Origin of the sequence: Streptosporangium sp. NPDC002524 (genome assembly GCF_040295985.1) — a bacterium.
Lineage (GTDB): Bacteria > Actinomycetota > Actinomycetes > Streptosporangiales > Streptosporangiaceae > Streptosporangium.
On sequence record NZ_JBEOWK010000021.1, the window covers coordinates 76,363 to 93,330 of the forward strand.

Here is a 16,968-nt window from a genome sequence, read left to right on the forward strand (position 1 = left end):
AGACACACAGGCCGAACACGCGAACCCAACGCCGCGCGAACCGGGTGAACCACCCGGCGGCGGCGTACGTTTCAGGATCATGCGCCGACTGTTACCCGCCCTGCTGGCCGTCGCCGCCCTCTCGGCGTGTGCCATGACCGAGTCCAGCGCGATCACCGCGAAGGGGGTGAAACGCGAGGTCCCCAAGGATCCTCCCATCGCGGAGACCGTACGCGGTCTGACCTCCTTCGGGCACGCCCTGTTCGCCGCGACCGCGAAACCCGGGACCAACGCCGTCCTGTCGCCCCTGAGCATCGGCTACGCCTTCGGACTGGCGAGGGCGGGAGCCGCCGGGAGCACCGCCACCGAACTCGACGAGGTCTTCGGATTCCCCTCCGAGGGGCCGCACACCTCCCTCAACGCGCTCACCCGGCGGATCGTCACGACCGACGACCCGCCGCCCCTCCCCGACCCGGACGCGGAACGGGACGCCCAGGCGGGCGCACCCGAGCCGCCGGTCGTGGGCATCGCCAACGAGGTGTTCACCCAGGAGGGGCTGAGCGTCAAGCCCGGGTTCCTGCGCACGCTCGCGGCGCAGTACGGCACCGGCGTGCGCCAGGTGGACTTCGCCGGGAACGCCACGGAGGTCATCGACGCCTGGGCCGAGGAGCGGACCGCCGGGCGGATCAAGAAGGTGTTCGACAGGCTGCCCGCGAGGACCAAGCTGGTCATCGCCAACGCCGTCTACCTCAGGGCCGACTGGACGACGCCGTTCACCGACCCGCCTGAGGAGGGCGCCACCTTCACCCGCGCGGACGGCACGACGGCCCGCACGACCCTGATGCGCCGCGAGGGCTTCATCCCGTACGCGGAGGGGTCCGGCTGGCAGGCCGTGGAGCTGCGCTACGCCGGGGACGAGCTGGCCATGTGGGTCCTCGTGCCGCGAGCGGGCGGCTCCCCCGCCGACCTGCTCTCCCCCGACGTGATGACGCGGGTCGCCACCGGGCTCGGGGAGCGGCGGCCGGTGCGGCTCGCCATGCCCCGGTGGGACTTCTCCGCGAGCCTGGACCTGGCGGAACCGCTCGCGAGGCTGGGGCTGCGGGGGAACGACTACTCGGGGCTCGTCGACGGGGCCACGCTCGACCAGGCGGTCCACCGCGCCAACATCACCGTGGACGAGTGGGGCACCGAGGCCGCCGCCGTCACCGGTCTCATGTTCGCCATATCGGCCCCGCCCCCGCCGGAGGCCGAGGTCCGCGCCGACCACCCGTTCGCCTTCGCGATCGTCCACCGGCCGACGCTGACCCCGCTCTTCATCGGCCAGGTCGGCGACCCGTCCGCGGGCGGCTGAGCCGTCCTCCCCACGCGGTCGCGAAAGCCCCGCGCGGTCGCGAAAGCCCCGCGCGGTCACGAAAGCCCCGCGCGGTCACGAAAGCCTGGCGAAGTCGCGAAGGCCCCGCGGGGACACGAGGCTCAGACGGAGAGGGTGAGCAGGCCGTTGTCCACCACGGCCCGGCCGAAGACGCGCGCGAGCTCGGCCAGGCGGGCCAGCTCGTCGTCGGAGAGCGCGGCGTACGCGGGCAGCGCCAGCTCGTCGGTGCGGTCCTCGATCCGCTGCCTGAGCGCCGCGCCCTCCTCGCTGAGCCCGTCGCCGTCCAGCAGGCCGCGCCCGCGCAGTCCCTCCTCGGCCGCGGCCCACTCCTCCTCGGGCCAGTCGCGGCTGAACTTGAGGAACACCGTGGGGACGTGCCCGCTCGCGGCGTGCAGGACCAGCGCGTCCAGCGGGCCGACGCCCTCGGTCAGCAGGGCCGCGACGTGCCCGTCACCCCGGAACTCGCGAAGCAGCGTCTGGGCGTGCCAGAGCCGCAGGAGCGGCTCCGAGGGCCAGGGCAGCGCGGCGTGCGCGGCGAACAGCGGGCGTCCCTGGGGGTGCTCGCAGGCCCGCTCCGCGGCGCGGGCGGCGAGCTCCGTCGTCTCGGCGAGGGTCTCGATCTCGTGGATCCCGGCCCGGCGCAGGGCCGCCCCGGCGGCTTCGAGACGGGCTGCGAGCAGCTTCTCCGGCGTCGTGACCTGCCACGCGGCGGGGAGCGCACGCCGTACGAGGGCGGGGTGGAAGTTGTAGAAGGTCGCGATGACCAGCTCGGCGGAGGCGGTGCCGAAGGCGGCGGAGCGGGAGGCGAAGTAGCCCGCGCGGCTGTCGAGGCCGAGCGCGGCGTAGCGCTCGGTGGCCTCGGGCACGAAGTAGATCATCCCGTGGACGGGCTCCAGGCGGCGCCAGGATTGACGGGCCAGCCGGACGTCGGTCATTCACGCCTCCAGGGAGTCAGCGAACGGCCGGCGTCCAGGATCCCCGGCCTCGCACCGGGCGAGGCATATGTCCCTTTTCAAACCGACCAGTTGGTATCTGGAAACCTATTCCTACTCGCCAGTAGCCGTCAACGACACCTGGCCGAGGTGTCACGGTGACGGCCGCGAGCCAGGACGCACGGGCGGGGTCCGAGGGTTGCGGCTGACACGGTGTCAGCCCCTATACCTGGAGGCACCATGTTCAGTATCGGAGAGTTCTCCCAGCTCGGCCAGGTGTCGGTGCGCATGTTGCGGCACTACGACGCGATCGGCCTGCTCCGGCCCGCCCACGTCGACCCGGGCAGCGGGCACCGCTTCTACCGGGCCGACCAGCTGTCGCGGCTCAACCGCGTCATCGCCCTGAAGGACCTCGGCCTCACCCTGCGCCAGATCGGTTCGATCCTGGACGAGCGGGTCGACGCCGCGGAGCTGTACGGGATGCTGCGGCTGCGCCGCGCCGAGCTGGAGGAACGGATCGCGTCGGACACGGCCCGGCTCGTCCGGGTGGAAGTACGGCTCACGACAATCGCCAAGGAAGGTCACATGCACCCCGAAGAGGTTCTTCTCAAGTCGATCCCCTCGACGCGCGTGGCGGAGCTCAGCGCCGTCGCGGCCAGCTACGACGGCGAGGACATCGGCCCCGTCATCCAGCCGCTCTTCGCCGACCTGTGCTGTCGCGTCGGCGCCGCCGGGGTGAGGATCACCGGATACGGCATCGCCCGGTACGAGCCCGAGGCCGACGGCCGGGTGACCATACGCGCGGGGCTGGAGGTCGACGCGGAGACGGGCGGCGACCACGACTTCGCGGTCGTGGACCTGCCGGAGATCGAGCAGGCCGCCACCATCATCCACCGAGGCTCGATGGAGGAGGTGGGACCGACGTTCCAGACGCTGGCCCACTGGATCGACGAGCACGGCTACCGCGGCGTCGGGCTGGCCAGGGAGGTGTCCATCGACTGCCCCGAGGGCGACTACGACAACTGGGTGACCGAACTGCAGATGACGGTCACCCGGGCGTGACCGTCCCGCGGCGGCGACACCACGGCCCACGTCCGCACGAACGCGACCCCCGCACCGCCGCGTCCACCCAAACACCAACACCGCGATGACCACGGAAAACCGTCATGAGGACGGCGACGCCACGTTCACGCGAACACGGTCACCGCGATGACCACGGACGCCGGTCGCGCGGGGTGGCCGCCGTCCGCGGGTGGTGCCACGCGTCCGTGGTGACCAGGTCGCCGAGGCGGCGGACGTTCTGCTGGAGCTTGCGCCTGAGCATGCGTTCGAGCAGGGGAGCGCGCAGCCGCAGCAGGCCGGGGAGCCTGAGCCGGAACCACATGGTCACCCGGCACCGGTCGTCGTCCAGGGGCACGACCGACCTGCCGCCCTCGACGTCGATCCCCGACGTCCCCCGCCAGAGGAACTCCCTCCCGGGCACCACCGAGGTCACCAGGCCGCTGATGTAGAAGCCGCGTCCGGCGAAGCGCAGGGCCTCGTCGGTGGTGGTGCCCGGGACGACGAGGCCCGGCGGGTCGGGCGCCATCGTGGTCACGCCCGCGCGCCACCGGGGATCCTGGCCGAAGTCGGCGACGATCCGCCAGATCTCGGCCGCGGGACGGTCTATGTCGATCGACACCCTCAGATCGATCACAGCTCGTACACGATCCCCGTCAGCCGCTCGGACTCCGCCCACAGGCGGGCCTGGGCGGCGGCGTCGTGCGAGGCGGGGCTGGAACGGACGAGTACCGGGTGGCCGCGCAGCCCGCCCGGTCCCGACGGGCCGTAGTACTCGCCGCCGCGGGCGCCGGGGTCGACGGCCGCGCGCAGGGCCGGCAGCGCGCCCATCCGCGGGGGCTGCAGGAACAACGGGCCCACGGCGGCCATGAGGGCCCGCTGCGTCCGTGGCATGTGGCGGTTGAGCTCGGTGACGGACACCCCCGGGTGGGCGGCCAGCGCGACCGTCCCCGCCCCGGCGGCGGCGAGCCTCCGCTGGAGCTCGTACGTGAACATCAGGTTCGCGAGCTTGGAGCGGCCGTAGGCGGCGGAGGCGTTGTAGGAGTGCTCGGACGGCGGGGTGTCGAGGTCGAGCGTGGCCCGCAGGTGGGCGATGCTCGCGACGGTGACGACCCGGGAGCCGGGGACCGGCAGGAGGCGGTCGAGGAGCAGGCCGGTGAGGGCGAAGTGACCGAGGTGGTTGGTGCCGAACTGCAGCTCGAAGCCCTCCGCGGTACGGCCGAACGGCGGGAACATCACCCCGGCGTTGTTCACCAGGAGATCCAGCCGCTCGTGGCGGTCGCGGAACTCCCCCGCGGCCTTGCGTACCGACTCCAGGGACGCCAGGTCGAGGTGGAGCACCTCGATCTCCGCGCCGGGGGCGGCCTCCGCGCGGACGCGGTCCGCCGCTCCGGCCGCCTTGCCGGTGTCGCGAGAGGCGATCACCACGGTCGCCCCGCGCGCGGCGAACACCCGGGCGGTCTCCAGGCCGAGACCGGTGTTGGCACCGGTGACCAGCACGACCCGCCCCGACTGGTCGGGAACGTCGGCCTCGGTCCAGCGGTTACCGGCCATCGACCCGCTCTTTCCTATTAAGCGAAATTAGTCGACAAACCATACCCAATCTGCATTTGTCATGAATGTTAACTAAAAGGGGTTTTTAAGGACGGCCCCGCACCGGCCGTGCGCGGTGACCCGCGATCACGGCCGGTCGGAGCCTGTCAGGGTCGGTGATCCGGGATCACCCCTTGCCGGAGTCCTCCGAGCCCTCGGAGGCGGGCTCGGACTCGGACTCGGGAACGCGGATGGTGATGCCGCCGGGCACGACCTTGGCCTTGAGCTCGGTGACGGTGCCCTTGGCGCCGCCGTCCAGCTCGTAGGTCATCGGGGTGGCGAACGTGGCGGTCACCTTACGCGCCCGGGACATCCGGACGAACGGCGACTCGTCGGACCGCCCCACGCTCATCCGGCCGAGCACGCGGGCCCACTGGATCGGCCCCGTCGCGGTCGTCACGCCGATCTCCAGCCATCCGTCGTCGGGACGCGCGTCGTCGAACGCCTCGATGCCGCCGGTGATGGTGCCGACGTTGCCCAGCAGCAGGCAGCTCGCCTCGCCCTCGAACCACGTCACATCGTCGATCTTGACCTCCATGCGCACGAGCTCCCCCCGGACGTGGCGCAGCCCCGTCCAGACGTACGCCACGCGCCCCAGGCGGTCCTTCAGCCCCCGGTCGGCGTCCTCGATCATCGCCGCGTCGAACCCGACCCCGGCCATGACGGCGAAGTGCTCCCCGTTCACCTTCCCGAGGTCCAGTTTCCGGCTCTCGCCGTGGAAGGCGATGTGCACGGCCTTGGGCAGGTCCTCGGGGATGCCCAGGTTCTGCGCGAAGAGGTTGGCCGTCCCCGCGGGGAGGATGCCGACCGGGACGCCGGAGCCCGCGAGCGTGTCCACGCAGCGCTGCACCATGCCGTCGCCGCCCCACACCAGGACCAGGTCGGCCCCTTCCTTCAACGCCTTCTTCGCCTTCTTCGGCGCCTTCTTGCTCTTGGGCACCTCGTACCAGAGCAACTCGCCGACGCCCTCGTCGGCGAGGAGCCTGCGCAGCTCGTCGAGCCCTCCACCGAACGTCTTCTTCTGGTGGGCGATCACCGCGACCGTGCCGACCTTCTGCTTCCGGGGCAGCATCTGACCTCCTGATAACACCACGTCGGATACGTCGAACAGCACCGCGTCGGATGTGTCAACGGCTGCCCCCACCCCGGAGCGGCAAACGTCGTCCCTCGCCCGGAGAACGGGCGCCCGCCACCGCGCGCGCCCAGCTCGTGCCCTGTTTCCCCCGTTTGCCGGGCGCTTATCCAGTTCGGCCAATCGGTGATGATCGGATCCCGGGAGTCACTATCGTCACACCCATGGAGCAACTGGCGTTCGCCTCGACCACCCTGGTCAACTTCAAGGACGGGACCTACCGCTGGGTGGACGTGAAGCACTTCCGTCTCGCCACCCCGCAGGACGACGAACCGCTGCTCACCGCGCTGCTCTCCCACCAGCTGTACCGGGACGACTATCTGGGCGCCGACTCCCGGAAGGACGGCGGCCCGGTGCACGGCCCCTACCGCCTCGACGCGCTCTCCCCCGCCTCGTTCGAGGAGGTCGACCAGGAGGCCGCCCGCGCCACGATCCACACCTGGGCCGGAAGGTACGCCGACCTCCCCGAGACGATCGCCCACGACCTGGAGGCCGAGGTCTACCCTCTGATCCGCGCGGCCACCTCCCGCTACCGCCTCCGCGACCTCGACGAGGCGTCCCGCGACGACGACCTGGGCTGGATCCTCGGCGAGTTCCACGAACTCATCCTGATCGACCGGAACCGGGACTCCCTGGCCGTCATCGTCGCCTCCGACGACTGACCCGCCCCGGCCCTACCTGTCATCCTTTCCCCATGCCGTTCCTGCTCACCGCTCCGCCCGGTACCGGCAAGACCACCGTCGTCCGCCGCCTGGTCGGACTGCTCCAGGCGGAAGGAGTGCCGGTCGGCGGCTTTGTCACCCATGAGATGCGGGAACACGGTCGGCGGGTCGGATTCACGGTCGAGGAGATCGGCGGGTCGTCGGCGGTCATGGCGCATGTCTCGTGGACCTCCGGCCCTCGAATCGGCCGCTACCGCGTCGACCTGGCAGCCTTCGAGCGCGTCGCCCTGCCCGCCGTGGGTCGCGCCATGGGCGGGGCGGGTGCGGTCATCGTCATCGACGAACTCGGCCCGATGGAGCTGATGTCCCCGACGTTCGTCACCAGGCTCGACACGCTTTTCAGCGTGGGCACCCCGCTTCTCGCCACGGTTCACCAGGGCGCCCACCTGGTGACCGACGCGTTGAAAGCCCGTCCCGACGTCGAGCTGATAGCGGTGACAGTGGAGAACCGCGACCAGTTGCCCGCGAGTCTCAGCCGGTCACTCGTGGACTGCGGCCACTTGTGAGCGCGGACGATTCGGTGGCCCTCAGCAACTCGTCGACCTCTCGAACCTCCTTGGCGTCGGCACAAGAACCCAGCACCCGCCGCGCGTCCACGATACGGGTGTGCTTCTCGGCGGAACGGGTGTGCTCGTTGCGCGCGAGCGCGGAGGTCATTCGGGCAGTGGCCTGCTCGACCTCGCCGAGTTTGGCGTGGGCCAGGGCGAAATTGGCGTCCAGCGTCACCTGGTAACGCCGGAACGCCGCCGAGGTCCGCACTTCGAGGCGGGTCAGGACACGCAGCGCCTCGGGATCACCGAACTCGGCCAGGACGATGGCCGCCTGGCGATCGACGAACGAGCCATCGGTAACGCCCAGCCATGCCGACGGAGTCTCGTGTCCGGTACGCCCGGCCAGGACATGCGCGTGTTCCAGCGCGCCGAGCGCTCGGTCACGATCGTGGGCGGCGGCCTGGGCGTGGGCCTCGTACACCGCGACGTAACACTGGGCGGCGACGGACAGCGGCAAGCTCCCAAGCTGCCTGAGAACGGAGACGGCCAGCGCGTCGTGGCCGTCGCGGGCGTGCATGTACGCCACTCCGCACATCGCGAAAACGTAGAGATCCTGCGCACCGGCCTGGGCGGCCAGTTCGGCCGAACAGCGATACCACTCGATGGCCTGCGTCCGCTCGCCCTGGTCGAATGCCTGGTATGCCACCAGATGGCAGGTGTCGGCCGCGATTTCGGCGAGCTCGGCCCGGAGCCGCGAGGGACGGTCGGTGAGCCGCCAGAAATTCGCCAGGCCACGAGCATGGCGAGTCGTGGCGGGCAGCAGGCGGAGAGAGCCTTGCCGACGGTCGAGCCAGCGAAAGCCCTCGGTCTGGGCTCGAAGCTGGTCCAGGAGATCGTCGGTCAATTCCGGCAGGGGTGCCACTCGCCGGTCGGGCCAGCCATGGATCAACGGCGGGGCCAGGATGCCGGCCAGAGTGGCGCCGCTCAGCATCAGGAATTCGCTCCTGCGCACGTTGTCCGCCTCCTCCCGGGCCATCTGAACCGCTCTGGTTTCCACGGTCTCGCAGACGGCGGACGATGGCGAGCCGGGGTTCGCATAGCCGGCGGGCGCATACGACGCGTGCGAGGAAAACGAGTCACCTGCGCTGGCAGCCGCTGGTTGCCCGTCAGGCAGCGTGAACCACAGGAGGGCGGGCGGCAGGCCGAGAAGCCTGGCCCGGGCGGTCAGCCGGGTGAGATCCTGAACGGGCCTTCCCGACTCGATACGGCTCAGCTGTGTCTGGCTGAGGTGCAACCAGGCAGCCACGCGTTCCTGGGAAAGAGATCGCTCGTGCCAGGGATGGAGCCGGTAGGCGCGAATGATCTGCCCGATATGACGGGCCTTGATTCCTTCCTGTAGTCGGGCGTCGGCCCAAAAATCCGATGGCACGGACGGTGGCCCGACGAATGGCCCGAGTCTTCGACGTTGGCATGGACCGCAATGAACCTCGGGGTTGTCACCGGCCAGGCGTGTACCGCACACCGCGCACGATCGAAGGGGTCGGCGTGTCGTCATGGCTCGTCTCACTCAGCCCTCGCGCTTCGTCTACGAACCGAGTGTAAAACGCCCCGTACAGGGCGTGACCGCTTATGCGCGGGACGCATAAAAGGCTCCATGCGCAAAGCGGCATAGCGCTGCCGGGGCCGCGAACAGCAACGTCTGTTGGCGGGAACCAACGTCGATCCGACGTCAACCGGCCACACATGCGCCTTCTTCGGCACGCCGGTGTCGTCTCACAGCCGAGACAGGTACGGAATCGCGCCTGCCCTGGCAACGTCCATCAGGAGCACCGATGACAACCTTGGTCACTCGACGGCACTATGCGGAGCTGGCCGTACATCCCATCTCGCCGTCGTTCGCCCGGTCCCACGTCGAGCGAACGCTGGCCCGCTGGGGCCGCGAGGAACTCACCGAAATCGCCCAGCTCATCATTTCGGAACTGGTGACGAACGCCATCAAGGCCACAGGCGACTTCGGTGAAACCGGTGAGGACGACATCGAGAAGTACGCCATGCACAGCGGCCCATCCGAGTACGTCTGGATCGGCCTGTACGAGACCAAGGGGCACGTGGTGCTGGAGGTATGGGATTCCAGCCGTACGCCTCCGAAGCTGACCGATGCCGATCCCGACGATCTCGGCGGACGCGGACTGCGACTCGTCAACGATCTGGCCGTCGCCTGGGGGCATCGCTGGCCCAAATCCGGCGGCAAGATCGTCTGGGCGGCCCTGAGATGAGATTCCGACATCCGGGGGCACGGCAGATCATGTCCTCGCAGCGCGCCCGTCAAAACATCGCTACCAGGTTTGACGAGTCCCGCAGGCACATCCGAACGCTCCCGGCACAACCATCGTGGGCGATTCCGAGACCGCCCAGCCCGTAAGGCGACCTGAGCGAAGCGAAGCCCGGGGGCCGTGGGGGCGGAGCCCCCACACCGGGGGCCCAGGGGGCGTCCCCCCGAGGAAACGACGAAGGGGCCCGCCGGGAGCAGGCCTTCAAGCCTGCGAACAGCGGACCCCAGTCACCGAAGTGGAGCTATGGGGATTCGAACCCCAGACCTCCTCCATGCCATGGAGGCGCGCTACCAGCTGCGCCATAGCCCCTTGCGATGCAGATGAAATCCTAACCGATTCGGGACAGTCCTCGCGCCCTCATTCCGGTCACGAGCGCGACGGCCGCGGAGCCCACGGCGCTCGCGGTGATGATGCCGAAGGAGATCACGTACGCGTCGCGGGAGGGGACGGAGGTGCCGGAGATGGTGATGGAGGTGAGGAGGGCCGAGGTCGCGGCGCCGGAGATGCTGCCGCCGATGGAGCGGACCAGGGAGTTGATGCCGCTGGCGATGCCGCTCTGGTCCATGGGCACGTGCTGCACGGCGAGCGCCCCCAGCGCGGCGTAGCCGATGCCGAACCCCAGCCCCTGCACGGCGTTGGAGCCGATCAGGTGGAGCACCGAGTCGTTGAAGAGGGTGAACCAGCCGAATCCGGCCGCGCACAGGCCCGCGCCGAGGGCGAGGGAGTAGGCGGGGCCGAGGCGGGCGGAGAGGCGGCCCGCGGTGAAGGAGGCGAGCAGCGTGGTCACGGTGCTGGGCAGGGCGTAGAGGCCGACGTCGAGGACCGACCCGCCGAAGCCGTACCCGGCGGACGGGGGCGTCTGGACGAAGCTGGAGATCAGGGCGAAGAAGCCGAACATGGCGAAGCCCAGGAGCATCGAGGCCAGGTTGGCGGGCAGGGACTGGCGGCCGACGAGCAGGTGCAGCCGGACCATCGGCGCCCGGAGGCGCATCTGGCTGACGACCCATACGGCGCAGAACACGGCCGCGCCCGCGAACAGCCCGACGACGGTTCCCGAGCCCCAGCCCCAGTCGTTGCCCTTGGAGATCGCCAGCAGCAGGCAGACGAGCCAGATCGACAGCAGCGCCGCGCCGACGAGGTCGGGGCGGCCACCGGCGCCGTTCCCGCCGTCGCGGGCGCTGAGCGCGATGAGGACGATCGCGGCCACGCCGAGTCCCGCGGTGATCCAGAAGACGGGGTGGTGGCTGGGGGTGCGGTCGGCGATCAGGCCGGTGACGATCATGCCGAGGCTGCCGCCGACGCCCATGGTGGCGCTGACCACCCCGATGGCCGTCATCACCCTGGCGGGCGGGAAACCGTCCTTGATCATGCCGATGGCCAGCGGGATCAGCGCGGCCGACGCGCCCTGCAGGGCCCGCCCGGCGATCAGCACGGGAAGGGTGTCGGACAGCGCGCAGACGATCGAGCCCAGGACGAGCAGGCCGACGGTGAACAGGATCATCCGCTTCTTGCCGTACATGTCGCCCAGGCGCGAAAGCAGTGGCGTGGCCACCGCGGCGGCGAGCAGCGAGGCGGTGAAGACCCAGGTGACCTCGGCCACCGACGCGCCGAAGGTGACCATCAGCCGGGGCAGCAGCGGGATGACCACCGTCTGCTGGACGGACACGACCATCCCGGCCATGGAGAGCGCCACCAGGGTGAGCCAGAGATGTCTGCCCTGCCGCGTGGTATCCGTTTCGGCAAGGGTCGTTCCCGTCACTGCCCGCTCCTCCGCTGTCTCCGCCGCCGGCTTCCGCCCTCGCATGGTAGAGGGTGGCTGTAAACAACCGTTTACCGGGTCGTGTCACATCGGGGTGCCGTGATACGTCTGTCCTCCTATGGCCGTCGAGCGTTTCGAAGAGCACCGCGACCTGCTCACCGGGGTCGCCTACCGGATCCTGGGCAGCGTGACCGACGCCGAGGACGTCGTCCAGGAGGCGTGGCTGCGCTGGTCGGGGGTGGACGTCTCCCGGGTCGACGACGACCGGTCGTACCTGGTCAAGGTCGTGACGCGGCTCGCCATCGACCGGCTGCGGTGGGTGAAGGCCCGGCGGGAGGCCTACGTCGGGTCGTGGCTGCCGGAGCTGGTCGTCACCCCGGACGTGGCCGAGCACGCCGAGCTGGCCGACTCGGTGGAGCTGGCGCTGCTCGTGCTGCTGGAGACCCTGTCACCGCTGGAGCGCGCGGTGTTCGTGCTGCGGGAGGCGTTCGGCATGCCGTACGCGGAGATCGGCGAGATGATCGAGCGCAGCGAGGCGGCGACCCGGCAGCTCGCCCGGCGCGGCAGGGAGCACGTCCAGGAGGGCAGGCCGAGGTTCGAGGTCGACCGGGGCGTGCGGCGCAGGCTCACCGAGCGGTTCGCCGAGGCGGCCGTGGGCGGCGACCTGGGGGCGCTGACCGCGCTGCTCGCCGAGGACGCGTCGCTGGTCAGCGACGGCGGCGGCAAGGCCAAGGCCCCGCTGCGGGTCATCACCGGCGCGCGTAAGGTGGCGCGCTTCCTGACCTCGATCGCGACCGGGGACCGCCTGCGGGCCTTCATGGAGAGCATCGGCGCCGGACCGGTCTCCGGCTTCGGCGACGAACCGGTTCCCGGCTCCGGCGCCGGACCGGTTCCCGGCTTCGGCGACGGCCCCGTCTCCGGCTTCGGCGTGGAGATCGCGGAGGTGAACGGCGGGCCGGCCGTGCTGGTGACGGCGCAGGGGCGGCCGGTCACCGTGTTCTCCCTGGTCGTCGAGGACGGTCTGATCACGACCGTCTTCCTGGTGGCGAACCCGGAGAAGCTCGCCCATCTCTGATGTCCGGTGGATGTCACGAACGGCACCCTCCGATCCGTCGTACGGGCATGACACGAGAGACGCGAGACATCGGCGGCAACGGCAGCGGCATCACCATCGTCGGCGGCGGGCTCGCCGGCCTCACCGCGGCCATCGCGTGCGCCGAGGGCGGCGCACGGGTCACCCTCCACGAGGCGCACCGGGAGCTGGGCGGCCGGGCCAGGAGCACCGCCGCGCCGTACGTCGCCAACGAGGGCACCCACGTCTTCTACTCCGACGGCGAGCCGTGGCGCTGGCTGGCGGCCAGGGGGCTGGTCCGGCCGTACACCGGGCTCACGCCGGGCATGCTCGCCAGGAGCAGGTTCCGCCACGGCGGCCGGCTGTCGGGCATGCCGCCCTGGTCGCTGCTGCGGGCGCTCGCCAGGCGGCGGCTGCGGGCGCCGGTGGACGAGGACTTCGGGACCTGGGCCACCCGCCGTTTCGGCGAGGAGGGCATGCGGGCCCTTTCCGGGCTGGTCGGCGTGATCACCTACGACGCCGACCCCGGGCGGCTGTCGGCGGCGTTCGTCTGGGAGCGCGCGCTGCGGGCGGCGGCGCCGGGGTATCCGGCGCCGCGCTACGTCACCGGCGGCTGGGGGCGGGTGATCGACCGGATGGCCGTCCACGCGCGCGGCCTGGGCGTGCGGATCGAGACCGGCTCGCGGGTGGACCACCTGCCCGAGGACGCCCCGGTGATCGTGGCGACCTCGCTGGACGCCGCCAGGACGCTGCTCGGCGACGGGTCGCTGCGCGGGGAGAGCGGGAAGGCCGTCCTGCTCGACCTCGGCCTGCGCGCGGGCGCCGGGGATCTCTTCCTCGTCTCCGACCTGGACGAGGGAGGCTTCCTGGAGCGGTACAGCCTGCCGGACCCCTCGCTCGCCCCGGACGGGCACAGCCTCTGCCAGCTGCAGATGCCGGTCAGGCCGGGCGAGGTGAAGGCGGAGGCGATCTCCCGGCTGGAGCGGGTGGCCGATCTCGGGCTTCCCGAGTGGCGGGAGCGGACGGTCTGGCGGCGGGAGGCCACGTGCTACGGCCGCACCGGCGCCCTGGACCTGCCGGGGACCACCTGGCGGGACCGGCCCGCGATCGACCGGGGGAACGGCGTCTGGCTGGTCGGCGACGCGGTGGCGGCCCCCGGCCTGCTCAGCGAGGTCTCCTCGCACAGCGCCCTGATCGCGGCGGAGGCCGCCCTGCGGGCCGTCTCGGGGGCGGGCCGCTCGACGCGACGCCTGAGCGCGTGACCTGCTGACCGGCCGGTTCCCGGGGGGCCGCGCCGGGCATCGGAACACGGGTGACCTCGATGTACCGCCGCGGCTCGCGCCGCCCCCGCGAGGACGCGAGCCGTGCGGTCACGGTGAGGTCAGCGCGCGAGGGCCCGCTCGTCCTCCAGGTAGCCCGGACGGCCCGCGTACCAGCCCGCCACGAGCTGGACGGCGACCACCGCGAACAGCAGCAGGAACGGCAGCGTCCAGCCACCGGTCGACTCGTGCATGACACCGACGAGCAGGGGTCCGGCACCCGCGATGAGGTATCCGGTGCTCTGCCCGAAGGCCGACAGCGCGGCCGTCGCCTCGGGGGTGCGGGTGCGCATGGCGAGCATGGTCAGCGCGAGCGGGAACGACCCCATGCCGACGCCGACCAGACCGGCGAAGGCCCAGGCCAGGGCCGAGGGGGCGAGCCAGAGCCCGAGGAAGCCCACCGTGTAGAAGAAGACGAAGGCGGCCACCACGGGCCTCTGGTCGGAGAACCTCGACGCGATCGAGGGCACGACGAGCGAGACCGGGATGCCGATCGCGGTGAAGACGCCCAGCACCAGGCCCGCCTGCGAGGTGGTGTAGCCGCCGTCGGTGAGGATCTTCGGCAGGAAGCCGAACATGATGTAGGCGACCATGCTCTGGGTGCCGAAGTAGGCGGCGACCGCCCAGGCCATCCTGCTGCGGAGCAGGGCGCGGGCACCCGTTCCCCCGCTCGCTCCGTGCCGCTCCGGCTCACTGCGCGAGAGCGCAAGCCACGGAATGGCGGCGACGGCGGCGAACGCCCCCCACACCCCGAGGGCGACATGCCAGTTGCCGTCGGTGGCCCGCTGGATGGGCACGGTCGCGGCGGCCGCGAGCATCGTGCCCACCGCGAGGGCGGTGGTGTAGACGGTGGTCATGGTCCCGGCCCGGCCGGGGAAGTGGCGCTTGATCAGGCTGGGGATGAGCACGTTGCCCACCGCGCCGCCCGACAGCGCCAGGGCGCTGCTGTAGAGGAAGACCTCGGCCGAGCCCACCATCGACCGGATGAGCAGGCCCGCGCCGAGGACGAGGAGGGCGAGGAGCAGAAGGCGGTGCTCCCCGACCTGCCTGGACAGCGCGGGGGTCACCGCGCCGACCGAGGCGAAGATGAGCACGGGGAGCGTGGTGAGCAGCCCTGCCCCGACGGCGGTCATGCCGAGGCCGGAGGTGATCTGGTCGAGAACCGGCCCGACGCTCGTGACGGCGGTGCGCAGGTTCAGCGCCGCGAGAACGATTCCCAGCACGAGCAACCAGGCGAGGGAGCCCGTCGTTCCACCGGTGCGGCCCCTGGTCTGATGGGTGAGCACGCTCATGCTGGTTCCAGTCCTCCTCAGTGGTTTCATCCAATCGTAGGATGATTGGCTGACCCCGACTGTAACAGGAGTGAAACCTTGATTTGTTCCTGACCGGACGTGCCGAGCCGCGACACGGCGAATCGCTGACAGCATGAAAGCCGGGCCACGTCCCTCTTTACAGAACGTGACCCGGCTCTCTCACGCACCGGTGCGGCTCTCCGGCCTCCGAATGCCCGGAATCCCGGACGGTTCGGGCACCGGACACCTGGATGGCGACACCGGGCGCGCCTGCGTCGGGCACGCGGCCCGGAAGCGTCCGGCACCGGACGCGCACCCAGGCCGATCTTCCGCCGCCCGGTCAGGGCGGCGGGGCCTCGGGTGCGCGGCTCCGGCGGGCGTACGTCGTCAGATGCGCGGTCCCGGGGTGGGCGGCGGCTCCTCGCCGAGCCCGCGACCGGCCGGGGGCAGCGGCGTGCCACCGGGCGGGGGCAGCGACGGGTCCGCCGGGTAGGGCTGGCCCACCGTACGCGGAGGAGCGGGCTCGTCGAGCCCGTACCCGCCTCCCGTGCCGGTGCCGCCGTGCTCGCCCGGCCTCTGGTCACCGGCGTCACCGGTGCCGCCGGTGGCGGCGTCGCCGTGCTGGTGCGGGCCGGGCACGTCGCCGCGCCACGCGCCGGTCTCGTCGCCGCGCGACTCGATGAACGTCTTGAAACGCTCCATGTCGCCGCGGACGCGCAGACGGACGAGCTGCAGCCAGTCGCCGACGGTCTCGACGACGCCCTCGGGGTCGTACTCCATCTGCAACGTGACCCGGGTGGTGTCGGGGCCGAGGTGGTGGAAGGTCACCACGCCCGCCTGGTGCGGCCGCTCGACCGACTTCCAGGCCACCCGCTCGTCGGGGTGCTGCTCGGTGATCTCCGCCTCGAACTCCCGGCGGACCCCCGCGATCTCGACGACCCACGCCGTGCGCGTATCGCTCAACTGCTTGATCGACTCGACGCCTTCCATGAACTCGGGAAAGCTCTCGAACTGGGTCCACTGGTTGTACGCGGTCCGGATCGGAACGTTGACGTCGACGGACTGTTCAATCGAGCTCATGACCGTGCCTCCCTGTGTGGTTTGGTCGGTTCGGGAGGCACCCATGCCCGGTGAGGTGCGGGCCTAACTAGCGGCGCCGCAAAAGCCAGTAAAGCCCCAGGACAGGAAGCACAAGCGGGATGAACAGGTATCCACTTCCGTAACCCGACCAAACCGTGGCACGCGGGAAGGCCTCGGGGTCGGCCATGCTGAGCGTTCCCACGATGAGCACCCCGGCCAGCTCGACCCCGCAGGCGGCGAGCGCCAGGGTCCTGTTCCCCCTGGCCAGAGCCACGGTGAGCACGACGTAGACGGCCGCGGCGAACGCCGACAGCGAGTAGGCCAGCGGGGCCTCGTGGAACCGGGTGGCGATCTGCACGGCGGCGCGGGCCCCCGCCGCGAGGGCGAACACCCCGTAGACCGCCACCAGCGCGCGTCCCGGGCCGGTACCGATCGCCGGCTCGCTCACGGCAGGCCCTGCCAGACCTGGAGCATCCGCCCGACCATCCCGGGGATCGCGAAGCCCGCCACCGCGATCACCGCGGGACCCCAGCGCGAGCGCTCGCCGTGCCCCCAGAACGCCGCCACCGGCGGGATCACCAGGCTGCCCGCCAGGTAGCCGATGAGTGTGGCCGTCTCCGCGGGCCCCTCGCCCCTCACCAGCGCGGCGACCACGAACCCGGCCTGGACGAGCAGGCCGAGCTCCAGCACCGCGAGCGCGACGAGGAGCGTTCTTCCCATCGCCCTGTTCCTCATCGTGGTGACGAGGCCGAAGATCCCGATCAACAGAGAGAACAGGATCAGGCCGGTCGCGAGCGGGCCGATCATCGAGACCCCCGGACATCGAGAAGCAT

Annotated in this window: 17 protein-coding genes and 1 tRNA gene; 7 read left to right on the top strand and 11 right to left on the bottom strand. The window is 71.1% G+C overall.

Going from position 1 to position 16,968, the window contains the following annotated elements:
* Positions 1-79 precede the first annotated feature (79 nt).
* Positions 80-1,330 carry a serpin family protein gene (locus tag ABT053_RS31140; RefSeq protein WP_350973813.1) on the top strand — a complete coding sequence of 417 codons (1,251 nt, stop codon included), beginning with the start codon at positions 80-82 and terminating at the stop codon, positions 1,328-1,330.
* 122 nt (positions 1,331-1,452) lie between these two features.
* Here ABT053_RS31140 and ABT053_RS31145 read toward each other — a convergent pair whose 3' ends face one another.
* Entirely contained in the window at positions 1,453-2,286 is an 834-nt protein-coding gene (locus ABT053_RS31145; RefSeq protein ID WP_350973814.1) for an SCO6745 family protein, read from the bottom strand.
* 237 nt (positions 2,287-2,523) lie between these two features.
* Between ABT053_RS31145 and ABT053_RS31150 the strand changes: the two genes are divergently transcribed.
* Positions 2,524-3,345 (top strand): MerR family transcriptional regulator, encoded by an 822-nt coding sequence (locus tag ABT053_RS31150; RefSeq protein ID WP_350973816.1) that lies wholly within the window; start codon positions 2,524-2,526, stop codon positions 3,343-3,345.
* 139 nt (positions 3,346-3,484) lie between these two features.
* Here the strand turns inward: ABT053_RS31150 and ABT053_RS31155 are convergent, their stop codons facing one another.
* The 3 genes from ABT053_RS31155 to ABT053_RS31165 all read right to left on the bottom strand — a co-directional run bounded on the left by ABT053_RS31155 (position 3,485) and on the right by ABT053_RS31165 (position 6,007).
* Complete coding sequence (locus ABT053_RS31155; protein ID WP_350973818.1) at positions 3,485-3,979, bottom strand: SRPBCC family protein; 495 nt, start codon at positions 3,977-3,979, stop codon at positions 3,485-3,487.
* Complete coding sequence (locus ABT053_RS31160; RefSeq protein WP_350973819.1) at positions 3,976-4,896, bottom strand: oxidoreductase; 921 nt, start codon at positions 4,894-4,896, stop codon at positions 3,976-3,978. The genes ABT053_RS31155 and ABT053_RS31160 overlap by 4 nt, the downstream gene beginning before the upstream one ends.
* 166 nt (positions 4,897-5,062) lie before the next feature.
* Positions 5,063-6,007: a diacylglycerol/lipid kinase family protein gene (locus tag ABT053_RS31165; protein WP_350973820.1), complete on the bottom strand. Its 945-nt coding sequence runs from the start codon at positions 6,005-6,007 to the stop codon at positions 5,063-5,065.
* Between the two features lie 224 nt (positions 6,008-6,231).
* On the opposite strand from ABT053_RS31165, the gene ABT053_RS31170 reads away from it, so the two are divergent.
* Both ABT053_RS31170 and ABT053_RS31175 read left to right on the top strand, forming a co-directional pair.
* Complete coding sequence (locus ABT053_RS31170) at positions 6,232-6,729, top strand: hypothetical protein (protein ID WP_350973822.1); 498 nt, start codon at positions 6,232-6,234, stop codon at positions 6,727-6,729.
* A 32-nt stretch (positions 6,730-6,761) separates the two neighbouring features.
* The gene (locus tag ABT053_RS31175; protein ID WP_350973823.1) at positions 6,762-7,295 is read left to right on the top strand and encodes an NTPase; all 534 of its coding nucleotides are present in this window, start codon (positions 6,762-6,764) and stop codon (positions 7,293-7,295) included.
* On the opposite strand, the gene ABT053_RS31180 is transcribed toward ABT053_RS31175, so the two are convergent.
* Positions 7,261-8,835: a helix-turn-helix domain-containing protein gene (locus ABT053_RS31180; protein WP_350973826.1), complete on the bottom strand. Its 1,575-nt coding sequence runs from the start codon at positions 8,833-8,835 to the stop codon at positions 7,261-7,263. The genes ABT053_RS31175 and ABT053_RS31180 overlap by 35 nt on opposite strands.
* A gap of 277 nt (positions 8,836-9,112) precedes the next feature.
* Here ABT053_RS31180 and ABT053_RS31185 point away from each other — a divergent pair, with 277 nt between their 5' ends.
* Positions 9,113-9,556, top strand: coding sequence for an ATP-binding protein (locus ABT053_RS31185; RefSeq protein ID WP_350973827.1), 444 nt, complete (start codon positions 9,113-9,115; stop codon positions 9,554-9,556).
* 293 nt (positions 9,557-9,849) lie between these two features.
* Here ABT053_RS31185 and ABT053_RS31190 read toward each other — a convergent pair.
* Together ABT053_RS31190 and ABT053_RS31195 are read right to left on the bottom strand one after the other, a co-directional pair.
* Positions 9,850-9,922: transfer RNA gene (locus ABT053_RS31190), tRNA-Ala, on the bottom strand.
* A gap of 19 nt (positions 9,923-9,941) precedes the next feature.
* On the bottom strand, positions 9,942-11,372 hold the full coding sequence (locus tag ABT053_RS31195) for an MFS transporter (RefSeq protein ID WP_350973829.1): 1,431 nt from the start codon (positions 11,370-11,372) through the stop codon (positions 9,942-9,944).
* 118 nt (positions 11,373-11,490) lie between these two features.
* Here ABT053_RS31195 and sigJ point away from each other — a divergent pair, with 118 nt between their 5' ends.
* On the top strand, positions 11,491-12,447 hold the full coding sequence (gene sigJ, locus ABT053_RS31200) for an RNA polymerase sigma factor SigJ (RefSeq protein ID WP_350973830.1): 957 nt from the start codon (positions 11,491-11,493) through the stop codon (positions 12,445-12,447).
* A 47-nt stretch (positions 12,448-12,494) separates the two neighbouring features.
* Positions 12,495-13,706: an NAD(P)-binding protein gene (locus ABT053_RS31205; RefSeq protein ID WP_350973832.1), complete on the top strand. Its 1,212-nt coding sequence runs from the start codon at positions 12,495-12,497 to the stop codon at positions 13,704-13,706.
* 119 nt (positions 13,707-13,825) lie between these two features.
* Here ABT053_RS31205 and ABT053_RS31210 read toward each other — a convergent pair whose 3' ends face one another.
* The 4 genes from ABT053_RS31210 to ABT053_RS31225 form a co-directional block, all read right to left on the bottom strand.
* Positions 13,826-15,055, bottom strand: coding sequence for a CynX/NimT family MFS transporter (locus ABT053_RS31210; protein ID WP_350973834.1), 1,230 nt, complete (start codon positions 15,053-15,055; stop codon positions 13,826-13,828).
* A gap of 387 nt (positions 15,056-15,442) precedes the next feature.
* Positions 15,443-16,135: an SRPBCC family protein gene (locus ABT053_RS31215; protein ID WP_350973836.1), complete on the bottom strand. Its 693-nt coding sequence runs from the start codon at positions 16,133-16,135 to the stop codon at positions 15,443-15,445.
* Positions 16,136-16,202: 67 nt separating this feature from the next.
* Entirely contained in the window at positions 16,203-16,583 is a 381-nt protein-coding gene (locus ABT053_RS31220; RefSeq protein WP_350973837.1) for a hypothetical protein, read from the bottom strand.
* Entirely contained in the window at positions 16,580-16,942 is a 363-nt protein-coding gene (locus ABT053_RS31225) for a hypothetical protein (RefSeq protein WP_350973839.1), read from the bottom strand. Before ABT053_RS31225 ends, ABT053_RS31220 begins: the two co-directional genes overlap by 4 nt.
* Positions 16,943-16,968 lie beyond the last annotated feature (26 nt).